The organism is uncultured Thiohalocapsa sp. (assembly GCF_913063425.1).
Lineage (GTDB): Bacteria > Pseudomonadota > Gammaproteobacteria > Chromatiales > Chromatiaceae > Thiohalocapsa.
On sequence record NZ_CAJXYK010000082.1, the window covers coordinates 1 to 12558 of the forward strand.

The window sequence follows — 12558 nt, forward strand, 5'->3', positions numbered from 1 at the left end:
AACGCGCAATGCCCATCCATGTCACCTCAGTACAGGCAGCGGCTTGCCGGAAGAGGCGGCCTGTTCGCGGCAGTCACGTCGCTGGGGCGTCAGGAAATTTTACAGTTTCGGTCCCAGAGCCTAAGTGGAAGTCGCCTGGCAACTCAGTAAGCCCCTGATAGTCTGGTACGTCTTCAAGTATGGCACCAGGATTGCTTACCTGCGGAGCAACGAGCAGATTCGCGCCATGCGCCTTGGGCCTCGCTCGGGTCCAGGCCGCGAAAGCACATCAGCGTCGAAATTTTGGTTGCAGTTTTCTTTAAGGCCTAACGCGCTCTACGCCTGGGGATTCACATGAGTAAAGCGGCAGAAAAACTGGTTCAGGGGGCACGCAGCTCGGGGGCGTCCGGGGCACGGGTGTATCGCGGCGTGGACGGGTCCTCGAGGCGCTGGGGCACGGTTTCTGCGCCGGCCGCCTCGGTCATTGCGCTTCTTGCGGCGTTGGGAAGTGCCGACGTCTCCGCCATCGCCATGGTCGGGACTGATGACCCGACGACCGAGTCGTCGTTCAACTCTGGAGACAACTGGCCGGGAGGGGCACAGCCTGTCGCGGGAAACGACTACGAAACCGGTGCCAACCGCATCAACACGCCCCTTGACAATAACGACTACACCTTCGCGGGCGACCAGCTGACGGTGAATGGAGGTCTCTTCGCCTTTAAGGGCGGTGGCGTGATTACTGTTAACAGTGTGGGCGGATCGGGCGGCCTGGTGCTTAATAACGGCACAGTCAGCGTCGGCTTCAACGGCCGCGCGACCTTAGACGGATTGATCACGCTGCAGGGCACAAACGATTTCAATGCAGTGGCCGGCGCGCGAGGTATCAACGTCGAGTCGCAGATCACAGGCAGCGGTGGCCTGACTCTCCAGTCGAGTTTCCAGACCGCGGGCGAGATTGTCCTCATCGATCCCAACAACGACTACAGCGGAAGCACCGAGCTCATCACGACAAACAATAACGAGGTACGCCTGCGCGCCGGCGGCGCCGGAACCCTCTCGCCGAATAGCGACATCATCGTCAATTCGGGGAATACGGTCGAGCTGGACGGCTTCAACAACACCATTGCCGGCCTCGCCGGCGATGGCACCGTCGAGAACGCCAGTGGAACTGATGCCGAGCTGACCGTGCAAGGCGGCACCAATAACGACTTCACCGGCACCATCCAGGACGGCGCTGGAGCCGGGACGCTCAGTGTCACCAAGGCCGGCACTGCCACCCAGCAGTTCTCAAGCGCCAACACCTACACCGGCGGCACCAGCATCGAGGGCGGCACCCTCACGATCACCGACAACGACGCCCTCGGCACCGGCGATGTCAGCATCAGCGGCGGCACCCTGGAGCTCGACCCGGCCACGATCTTCAACAACCTCACTCTGGTGGGCAAGTCAGACCTGACGTCGCACCTCCTTGCCTCGGACCCGGGCAGCGCGGTCAACGGCAACGTCGCACTCGTGGATGGCGCCAACGCCACTGACAACTTCAACATCAGCGCGGCGTCCGGCGGCTCCCTGAGCATCAACGGCGCGACCACGGACACCGGCAGCAACGACGACTCGCTGAACTTCCTCGGCGATGGCGACATCGAGGTCGCCGGTCAGATCACGCTGGACGACGGTACTGACGCGATCACGAAGGACGGCAACGGCACGCTGACGCTGAGCGGCGGTGCTTCCGCAGACTCCGTAAGCGTGGACGGCGGTCAGCTGACCCTCGAAAGCACCTTGACGACCACGGGAGACGTATCCGTCGCCAGTGGTGCAGTGCTGCAGCAGCTGGGCGGCAGCTTCATTGACGCGACCGCACAGTCCGGCACCTTCAACGTCGATGGCACCATCGACGTCAACGGTGAGGACGCCTCCATCAGTGTGCTGTCCGGCACCGACAGCGGCGCAGCCGTCGACAACACCGGCATCGGCGCAGCGACCCTGACGCTTGGCAACGACGACGGGAACGACGGCACCTACGCCGGCTCCATCACGGATACCGGTGGGGTGCTCAGCGTGGAAAAGACCGGCGGTAACAGCCAGAGCGTGGGCGACATCGACATCGGTGGCAGCGTGGATGTCACGGGGGGAAGCCTGGGCGCCGATTCGGTCACCTCCGCCGGCGATGTCACCGCCAACGGCGGCGACGTCGCGATCACCAACGACGCCAGCTCCCTCGGCAACGTCACGGTGGACGGCGGCAGCTCGGTCGGTATCGGCGGCAACCTGGGCAGCGGTGGCAATGTGACCGTGACCGACGGCTCCTTCGATGTCGGCGGCGACGCAACCGTCGGCGGCCTGAGCGTCGCCAGCGGCTCGACGGCCGACTTCAACTCGTCCACCGGAACCTCCAGCACCCTGGACAGCCTCGACAACGCCGGCACAGTGACTGCAGGCGCCAGTCTGTCCGTCACCAATGCGGCGAGCAACTCCGGCACGCTCGATGTCGCCACCGACCTCAGCGCCGGCGGCAATGTCATCAACTCCGGCACGGCCACCATTGGCGGTGATCTGAGCGCTGCGGACTTGAGCAACTCCGGCTCGCTGGATGTCGACGGCAATGCCAGCGCGGACAGTGCGACCCTGACCGATGGGACCGCGGATTTCGCGGGTGCTGTGAGCCTCACCGGTACCGCGCCGACCCTCTCTGTGCAGGGCGGCACGAACACGGTGCAAGGGTCTTTGACCTCCGACGACATCGCCATATCCGGCGGCTCCCTTGCGCTGCGCGGCTCCAACAGCGTCGGCACGGTGGACATCACGGGCGGTGAGATTATCGTCGAGAACAGCGCTGCCCTTGGCGGCTCCGGCGAGACCGATGTGCAGGCGTCCGGGGGGCAGGTCAGCCTTGGCAGCACAACATCCGGTGACCTGAGCGTCGCCGAGGTCTTCAACCTCTACGGGCGCACCGACACCGGTGTTCACCTGGAGAACGTTGCCAACGACAACACAATCACCCAGGTCAACCTGGTCGACACTGCAGCGACCGACGAGACGTACACGATCACGTCCGAAGGCGGCACGCTGACGATCAACGATGTCGATGCCACCGGGCTTACGGCCGGGGATAACACGACGCTCCGTCTCGGTGGAGACAGCACCGACGGCACCAATGCCGTGACAATGGACGGCGTTGGTGCCGTCGACAACCTGACCAAAGTCGGCGACAGCACCTGGACCGCCAACAATCTGAGGTCGACCGGCGGCACCATCTCCTCGCAGGGCGGTATTCTGACGCTCGGTTCGGGCGCAAACCTGTCCGGCAACATGGTCTACGAGGTGCTGAACGACGCGGAGCTGGATGTCGACTCGCTGGGCTCACTCGATCTCAACAGCGGCGATCAGGCCAAGGGCAACGGCCTGATCGACGGTGATATCGTCGCCGCCAGCAGCTCCAGCATCAGCGCCGGGGACTTCGGCACCGTCGGCGACCTTGAGGTCAGTGGGCTCCTTGACCTGGAGGGCCTGCTTCAGGTTGATGTGTCCGGCGCAATGATCGACAGCCTGACCATCGGCGGTAACTTCGACATCACCGCCGGCTCGCTCGATATCGTCGGCACCTTGAATCAGAACGTATACATCTTCGCGACCTACGGCAGTCTCACGGGCTCGAGTTTCGCCAGCATCAACCCGGACCCGCTGGACGGTTACAGCATCGACTACGCCTACGGCGAAAACGACAACCAAATCGCCCTGGTTCGCGACACGCCCATCCCGACCCCTGCGCCGCTGGCGCTGATCGGCTTGGGCGCCTTGGTCTGGGGTGGCCACCGCCACCTCCGGCGCCGGGCTTGGGCATCGTTGTAATGAAGACGGCTTCACGCCTAGGCGGGCACTAGTCTCCGTCAAGCTGCCTCCGTAAGACCCCCGCCCCAGCGTGGGGTCTTTTTTGCAGGTCTACAGAGCAGATGACCGGCGGTAGCCGGCACCCGCCTAACACCCGGGCCCGCGCCGAATCCGCGCGGCCTATTGTCTTGCCGGAAACGACCATGCCCAGCATGGCTGGAGAAGCGGGCCAACTGGAGCGCCGTTCCCAAACTGGGCCAGGCGGCCGTCGGCCCTGACCCCATCGCGAGTGGGCGCAGCGGCATGGCGGCGGTTCAGCCGAGCGTACCCACGCCGCCCTGTTGATTCACGAGCACCCGCGGCCGCCGACTGTGAGCTGTCCGCCGCAGCGCCTGCATCCGCGGCGGCCCCGTGCGCTGAGCCACCCCAAGTCGACATCAGGGCGTGCGCAGAACCTATGCGCGTCGGCCGCATCCGCGCACCCCAACCGGCACGGCATCACAGTTCTGAAAGCGCCCGCGCGTGAAGCGATCCGGCTGTGAGGTCCATCCCAGCCGGCGGCGCCCCGTCCAGCGATCCTTAACCGAAAAGAACAATGGATCGAATCGCTGGAGCAGCAACGGGAGACCTCTGATGAACGCACAGAACGGGCGCACTCTGCGGCTTGCCGCGGTGGGATTGTTGTTGGCACTCGTCTCCGCCGCGCAGGCGTTGCCACCTGGGAACCTGAATCCCAGCAAACCTGGTAACGCTGGACCGCGTGCCCAAGGGGCCGCACACGCGACGCTCAGAGAGTCGGCCGAGGCCGAAGGCGCTGTTCGTGTGATCGTCCAGTTGTCCGAGGCCGGGCTGCCTCCGCTCAAGCCAGTCAAGGCGCGCCCCTCGGCCCGGGGCAACGCCGGCGGTGCATTGCAGTTCGAGCCCACGAATCAGCTGGCGCAGCGGCGCAAGGCGGTGGGGCAGGCGCAGCGCGCGTTCGTTGCGCGCCACAATCTCGCACCGGGTCAGGTGCGTGAGTTCAACTACCTGCCGTTGATGGTGGTGGAAGCAGACTCCGCGCTGCTGGACGAGCTCCTGTCCGCGCCGGACGTGGTCGCCGTGACGCCGGACGATTTCAACGAGACCCAGCTCACCTCCACGCTGTCTGTCGTTGGTGGGCACAGCGCACACGACTTCGGTTGGGACGGCACCGGCTACGACGTCGCCATCATCGATACCGGGGTCCAGACAAACCACCCCATGCTGGCGGGCAATGTGCGCGCCGAGACCGCGGCCTGCTTCTCCAACCCGCTCTTCTTGTTCGATGAATCGCTCTGCCCCGATGACGTATCCCCCTGCACAGATGCCGAGGGCAATGTACAGGCGGACTCTGCTTGCGGCATCGGCGCAGCCGAGCCCTGTGGCCCGCAGTGCGGCCATGGCACGCATGTGGCCGGCATCGCCGCCGGCGATGGCAGCGAGGTCGGCGTCGCCCCTGGCGCAGGCATCATCCCCATCAACGTGTTCATCGGCCGCAATACGGACAGTGATCCCGCCTATGAGCTGATCGGCGCCTATGATTCCGACATCATCCGCGGCCTGGAGTACGTCCTGCAGCTCGCCGCCACGCGCAACATCGCCGCGGTCAACATGAGCCTCGGCTCAGGCGTCTACATCAGCACAGCGACCTGCGACAGCTGGGAGTCGGGCGTCAAGACAGTTGTGGACCAGCTGCGCGAACTTGGGGTTGCTACGGTGGTCGCGGCGGGCAACAACGGCAGTTCCAGCGGCCTGTCCTCCCCCGGATGCATCTCGACCGTCATCAGCGTCGGCTCCACGAATGACAGCGATCAGATCTCCAGTTTCTCCAACGAATCGCCGGCCATGACCCTGCATGCACCGGGCGAGAATGTGACGTCGGCCTACCCCTGGAACGACGACGCACGGCTTGGCGGAACCTCTATGGCTGCGCCGCATGTTGCCGGTGCGATGGCGCTCCTGCGGCAGAAAACGGCGGCATTCGGTTTGGATGCGACGGTTGATAATCTAATCGCCGCTCTGCAGCAAACCGGCGCCGAGATGTACTCCGGTGATTTCAAGGTGCCGCGGCTGGATGTTCAAGCCGGCTTGGCCGCACTCGACGGCCCGCTGCCGGTGACCGTGACTGTCGATGAGACGCTGAACGGCGACCAAGTGGCAGTCATCGCGGGATCCGCGACCTCCGTCCCCAGTAGATTCGCCTATGGCGGTGAGGCCCTGCGGGGCGACACCGCAGCTACCAACCGTATCCGTTTCACGCCTGACCTGCCGCAGGATGGCTTCTATCGTGTCTCGCTCATCTGGCCAAGTTTCGCTGATGCCGGCGCCGCCATCGACGTGGAGATCGTCTCCCCGAGCGGTAACGACTATCAAATGATCGATCAGACGGGTGGGGCGGGCCGTTGGGAGTCGGTCGGCCTGTACCACTTCCCCGCGGGCGCCGATGGTTATGTCGAGCTGGCGGACGAGGCTGGCGGCAGGCTGCTCGCCGACGCGGTACGTTTCGAGCTGGTCAATGCCGATGTGGCAATCCGCGCGGAAGCGCTGCCGACTGGATACGTCCGCCAGCCGTATCTCAAGGTGCTGGCTGCGGTGGGTGGGACGCTGCCCTATACGTGGACTGTCACCGGCGGAAGTCTGCCGCAAGGTCTCTCGCTGGATGCCAGCACCGGCGAGGTTGTTGGAACGCCCACGCAGAGCGGCCAGTTTGCGTTCACTGCAACGGTGCACGACGGCACCGGGGATACTTCAAGTCAAGCATTCTCGGTCACCGTGGTGGATACGGTTGAGCTGAGCGGCCAAGTGCTGATCGATTCGGACGGCGACGGCCTCAATGGTGTGGAGGCCGCGACCCCGCTGGCAGGTGTCCTGATCGGTGCGGGCAGCGAGACCTATTGCGAGGAAACGGACGCCAACGGCCTCTACTCGTGCATCGTGCCGCTGGGATGGTCTGGCACCATCTCCCCTGCTGAATCCGGCTATCGCTTTGAGCCGGCCTCCCTCGAATACAATCAGGTCACAACCGATCAGAGCGCACAAGACTTCGTGGCCCAGGCGCAGCAGGAGACCGTCTGGATCGAAGACCACTTGCCGGCGGGTGCGTCGCCCTTCGGGCTTCAGGAAGGCTGGACGTGGCAGGGCAGTAACCCGGCGGCCTTTTCCGGCAGCACCGCGCATCAGTCAGCGAGTGCCGCGGGCATCCACCACCACGGCTTCCAGGGGGCAACGGAGACCTTGCCCGTGGCTGCGGGTGATACGCTGATCACCTATGTCTACCTCGATCCGGCCAATCTGCCGCGCTCGCTTGCGCTGCACTTCAAGACAACGGCCGGCACCTGGGCGCGGGCATACTGGGGCGAAGACCTCCAGCACCCGAACTGGGGGTTCACCAGCGGCACGACCGAGTGGATGCCGATGGGTGCGCTGCCGGCGAGTGGACAGTGGGTACGGCTGGAGGTGCCGGCCTCGTTGCTGGCCCTGGAGGGCAGTGAGCTTGAGGGCATGGCCTTCAGTCTCTACGACGGCCGAGCGACTTGGGACTACACCGGCGTGGCGCGGCCGGCAGCGGAGCCGGCGCTTGCGATCAGCGGTGCCGTGACCCGGCAGAGCGACGGACAACCGTTGGGCGGTGTGACTGTCAGCGGTGCGGATTGCACGACGACGGATGCGGCCGGCCTGTACAGCTGCCAGGTGGCCGCCGGCTGGTCCGGCACCCTGGCCCCGACGCTCGCTGGGTACGACTTCACGCCGGCGCAGCTGAGCTTCACAGACGTGGCGGTGGATCAGGCAAACCAGGACTTCACGGCGCAGGCGCAGCAGGAGACCGTGTGGATCGAAGACGGTCTGCCGGCAGGGGCGTCGACCTTCGGGCTGCAGGAAGGCTGGTCATGGCAGGGGGCTGATCCTGTTGCATTCTCGGGTACGGTGGCGCATCGTTCGGCGATTGCCGCGGGCATTCACCACCACGGCTTCAAGGATACGACAGAGGCGCTGGCCGTCGAGGCGGGTGATATGCTGTTCACCTATGTCTACCTAGACCCGGCGAACCTGCCGCGCTCCCTTGCGCTGCATTTCAAGACGACAGCTGGCACCTGGGCCCGGGCGTACTGGGGCGAGGATCTGCAGCACCCGAATTGGGGCTTCACCAGCGGGACGACGGAATGGATGCCGCTGGGTGCCTTGCCGCCGAGTGGGCAGTGGGTGCGCTTGGAAGTATCGGCAGCACTGCTGGGTCTTGAGGGTACTGAGCTCGACGGCATGGCGTTCAGCCTCTACGACGGCCGCGCCACTTGGGATTACAGCGGACTGGCCCACTAGCGGCTCGACGGCGCACGCGCAGGGCAAGCACTGCCCTGCGGTGCACGATGTACCGGGGGGAAGTCTCACTGATCATTTGATGAGCAACGTGTCAGTTGATCAGCAACGTGTCGACGACTTTCCGCCCTGGACATCCCTGGGCAGCGGCAGTGAGCGAGTGCGGGTCCATTGGCCTGCCGCTGCATACGACAGGCCGGCCGATCACCGCCCAAACACGCGGCGCGCCGCCCGTCCGATCTTGGCCACCAGACGGCCGGATTTGCCCTTTTCCGCGTGCCGCTCCCGCGTGCGTTGAACTATCTGCTGGGCCAACTCCTTTCCCGCTTGCGGGTCGATGGCGCAGGCCACCCCTTCCTTTAATGGCTCGAACAGGCTGGCCCGCTCCGGAAAGAACCGGTGCCTGACCCACTCGTTGCCCTCTTCATAGTGCTGCATAAGCTGCGCGCGTTGCGCAAACGTCAGCAGATAGGTTTCTGTCGCGCTCGGCGAGGTCCGAAAGTGGCTGGCTAGCGTCGTATGCGCCTCACGTACGGCTTCTGCGAGCAGATGCGAGTCCTGAACCAACCCCTTCACCGCCCGAAGCACCGACAGCCCAAACTCGTCGATGGCCGGATTCGGATAAGTCTCCTCGTAGCCTAACGTATCCACGGCAACACCCGCCGCCTCGAAAAAGGACAACACGGACGATCGCCCCTTGTCGAACAGGACCGGCTTGACCTTGTCGTCACCAAGGACCTGCATCCAGCGTTGCAACACGTTGCGGTAATCGAAGCTGTCCGATCTCTGGAGCATCGTTGCCTCGTAGGCCTCTAACGTGTTGATTGAAACCCGGTGTCCTTTGTGCTGCTGGTTGTAGTAGGAATTGACCAGTTGGTCCTGGCGGCGCAGAAAAACCACGGCTTGAACATCGTCACTGAGGGAGCCAAGAACCTGGATACGCTCGGCATCGAGGTCATACATCCCTTCGTAGGACAGAACCGCCAGCGTGGATCTGCCTTCAGCCGCGCGAAGCTCGTCCTTCAGCTTGTCAAGCGTCACTTGGTCGCCGGCAGTAATGGCTTCGTAAAGGGGGCGATGCCATACCCAGTCTCGCCCCGCGTGTGGGTACAGCAGCACCTCGTCCTGCAAGCGCTCGGCTTCATTGAGCAGGAAAGTCTGCCGTGCCTTAGAACCTGTTTTAGGCAGGCCGATGTCCAGGATAACTCTCATTGTCCGTCTGGCTCCTCGGTGATAGACGCTTCTTTGCGGCGTGTCCAGTCGCGCCTTCGCACCAGTTGGGGGGTGAACGGTATCGGACAGGCGTTGCCGAACGACAATCGCAGACATGTCGGCATTCCGCGCGCGCGGAGTTTGGCCCCGGTCCTACAAAAGGCCTAAGCCCGTGTCAGCGAGGGTACTGGTAAAGAATGTCTCAGGCCCGCTTCCGACTGCTGGCCAGCGTCGCTTGCTGATCACTGCTCCAATCATCCGTTCATCGCGATGCCGATGTGTGTGACGGCGAGCTTGGTCGCACATCGATGCTCACAGAGCTCATGCGACTGCGCTTCTGCTCCAAACCTCGATGGCAGGGTATACTCCGCAGTCTGCGGCCTCCAGCCCCGAGAGCCTAGCACAAGAGGTCGCCCGGACGGGTGCGTCGGGTTACCGCCGTGCGTTCCCATCGGCGCACTCCGTGCGTTACACTGCACAGGCTGCGTAGTGGGGCACTGCGCGCATGCAGCGCGGGCGCTTGGGCCGACGTCTGAAGCGCCGCATGTGCAAGTGCCTGTCGCGCCGGAGCGTAAAGCCCTGCCAGCTTTTTGGGCCACGGCCTGAGGAGTATGTGGCCGTCAAGATCGCCGAGTGGCGTCGTGCCAACTTGCGGAGTTCCTGCGCGCCTGCGGCGGCAGCGTTTATGCTCACCCACACGCATCGACAAGATCACTGCCCCAAGCGCCAATTTCGCTCGCAGGCAGTTGGTTTAAAGCGAGAAACCTCTGGCAGCAACGAGAGCACGACATTGACGACCTCTGCCGACGATCGAAACCCCGTCAGGGATATTCCCCATTACCTCGGGCTGTTTCGCAGTTACCTCGGCCGACGCCTTTACCTCGTGTTCCTGCTCAGCTTCGTGGCAAGCGCGCTCGAAGCCGTTGGCATCATGATGCTGCTTCCACTCCTGCGTGTGCTCGGCAGCGACGGAGCGCCAAATCAAGATGGCATGACATCGTGGATCATGGAGGCCTTCGGGCCGCTAGGAGTGGTCGACTCAACGGCGTCGATCCTTACGTTCATCGCTGTTACCTTCGTACTCAAGGGGCTCGTTCTGCTCTTCGCGCTGGGCTACACGGACTACCTGCGCGCGCAATTGCTGCGGGAGGTCAAGACTCGCCTGTTCGATGCGTATAGCCACATGCAATACGGCTATTATACGAGTCGCGACACGGGCTACTTCACCAATATCGTCAACGCCCAGATCAGCAAGCTTCTCTCGTCATTCCTCGCGCTGACCAACATGGGCTCGCAACTCGTGATGGTAATGGTTTACGTGGGTGCGGCGTTTATCGTAGCCTGGACATTCGGCATGATGGCAGTCGGCTTCGGGATCGTCCTGTTCGTGATCTTCCGAAAGCTCAACGTCTACGTTCGCAAGATTTCCCGGGCCACGTCCAAGGAGCAAGGAATCCTTGCTAAGCTGCTGGTCCAGGCCGTACAGTCCTTCAAGTATCTTACGGCTACCGCACAGGGGCCGAAGATGTCTGTGCACATTGATCAATCCGTAAAGCGTCTGGTGGGCTTTGAGCTGCGCAATGGGCTTGCGACGAGTTTCACACGGGCTGTACGCGAGCCGGCTGCGGTGCTGTTCATTACCGCCGTCATGGGCGTCCAAGTGATCCTCCTCGAGCAGCCCCTTGCGCCCATCATTGTTGCGATCGTCTTGTTCTATCGCGGGTTCAACGCGGTTATGACCGTGCAGCAAAATTGGCAAAGCGCGCTTTCCCATATCGGTGGCGTAGAGCTCGTTCGGGATGAGTTCGTGAACCAGCAGCGCGAGCGGGAGCCTGACGGTCATGTGACACTACCGCCGTTGACACACGGCATCGAACTGCGCAACGTGCGGTTCAGCTACGCACCGGGCTTGCGTGCCGTCGTGCAGGACGTCAGCATGCACATAAAAGCCAGAACTTCGGTGGCTCTGGTCGGGGAGTCAGGCGCAGGCAAGTCCACCATTGCTGATCTGATCACGTTGATGTTGAGGCCGCAACAGGGCGAGGTCTTCGTTGACGGCGTCGCCGGGGCGGACACCGTGCGCGCCAGTTGGCGCGAGCAGATCGGTTACGTGTCTCAGGAAACCGTCATCTTTGACGACAGCATCGCGAACAACATCTGCATGTGGGCTGGAGACTTCCGAACGGACGCAGGCCTGATGCAGCGAATCCAAGAAGTAGCGGATCGGGCGCATGCGTCAGAGTTCATTGAGGAGCTTTCTGACGGGTATAGGACACTGGTTGGCGACCGCGGGGTGCGGCTTTCCGGCGGGCAGCGGCAACGTTTGTTCATCGCTCGCGAACTGTTCAGGGAGCCAAAGCTTCTGATCCTGGACGAGGCCACAAGCGCCTTGGACTCGGATTCAGAGGCGGCAATCCAGGAGAGCATCGACGCGCTTCGTGGAAAAATCACAGTCGTTATCATCGCCCATCGGCTATCCACGATTAAGAATGTCGATCATGTCTTCGTGTTCGACAAAGGGCGCTTGGTGGAGGACGGCGAGTATGAGGAGTTGCGGGATCGACAGGGCACGAAGTTCGGCCGCTTGGTGGCAATGCAATCGCTCTGATGCAGTTCTTCTGCGGGTACGTCGCTTCGCCCTTATGCCTGCGCTGCAAGCAGGGAGGCATAGCTGGCGGCGGTGCTTAAAAAGGTGTGAAGAACAGGCGCCTGTCCGGTTTGCGTTGCTGGCGCAGCGGCGGCATCGTTGCGCAGTAGGAACGCCACGATTAAATCGGCGTTTCCGTTGGGGGTACGATGCGCCGCTTTTTTTGGGGTCTCAAGCCGCCGAAGCTAAAACGAAGCGGAATACGCGTATTGTTTCTCGTGCAGACTTTGGCCATGGATGGGCAATAATGGGCGCACTCATTAGTGCATAGTCCTGAAGAGCATTGAGGTCTTCGAAGTCATGAAAGCTGTGATCCTCGCCGGCGGACTTGGCACCCGCATCTCGGAGGAAACTCACCTTAAGCCGAAGCCGATGGTGGAAATTGGCGGGAAGCCGATACTTTGGCACATCATGAAAATTTACTCCGCTCATGGCATTGACGATTTCATTATCTGCTGTGGCTACAAACAGTATGTCATCAAGGAGTACTTTGCCAATTACTTTTTGCACATGTCCAATGTGACGTTCGACCTTCGTCGGCAGAGCATGGAGGTCCA

5 protein-coding genes are annotated in these 12558 nt (G+C 62.8%); 4 read left to right on the plus strand and 1 reads right to left on the minus strand.

Annotation, left to right across the window (positions count from 1 at the left end; all coding sequences use genetic code 11):
• Positions 1-333 precede the first annotated feature (333 nt).
• On the plus strand, positions 334-3831 hold the full coding sequence (locus QZ607_RS24655; RefSeq protein ID WP_295888561.1) for an autotransporter-associated beta strand repeat-containing protein: 3498 nt from the start codon (positions 334-336) through the stop codon (positions 3829-3831).
• A gap of 612 nt (positions 3832-4443) precedes the next feature.
• The gene (locus tag QZ607_RS24660) at positions 4444-8145 is read left to right on the plus strand and encodes a S8 family serine peptidase (RefSeq protein ID WP_295888562.1); all 3702 of its coding nucleotides are present in this window, start codon (positions 4444-4446) and stop codon (positions 8143-8145) included.
• Positions 8146-8346: 201 nt separating this feature from the next.
• On the opposite strand, the gene QZ607_RS24665 is transcribed toward QZ607_RS24660, so the two are convergent.
• Positions 8347-9354: a hypothetical protein gene (locus QZ607_RS24665; protein ID WP_295888564.1), complete on the minus strand. Its 1008-nt coding sequence runs from the start codon at positions 9352-9354 to the stop codon at positions 8347-8349.
• A gap of 613 nt (positions 9355-9967) precedes the next feature.
• Here QZ607_RS24665 and QZ607_RS24670 point away from each other — a divergent pair.
• Together QZ607_RS24670 and QZ607_RS24675 are read left to right on the plus strand one after the other, a co-directional pair.
• Positions 9968-11962 carry an ABC transporter ATP-binding protein gene (locus tag QZ607_RS24670; protein WP_295888566.1) on the plus strand — a complete coding sequence of 665 codons (1995 nt, stop codon included), beginning with the start codon at positions 9968-9970 and terminating at the stop codon, positions 11960-11962.
• Between the two features lie 339 nt (positions 11963-12301).
• Positions 12302-12558 (plus strand): sugar phosphate nucleotidyltransferase (locus QZ607_RS24675; RefSeq protein WP_295888569.1); only part of this gene is annotated, 257 nt, incomplete at its 3' end.

Excerpts from the sequence above, each read along its gene's own strand:
- QZ607_RS24655 (WP_295888561.1), top strand. The coding sequence starts at position 334 with ATGAGTAAAGCGGCAGAAAAACTGGTTCAGGGGGCACGCAGCTCGGGG.
- QZ607_RS24660 (WP_295888562.1), top strand. The coding sequence starts at position 4,444 with ATGAACGCACAGAACGGGCGCACTCTGCGGCTTGCCGCGGTGGGATTG.
- QZ607_RS24665 (WP_295888564.1), bottom strand. The coding sequence starts at position 9,354 with ATGAGAGTTATCCTGGACATCGGCCTGCCTAAAACAGGTTCTAAGGCA.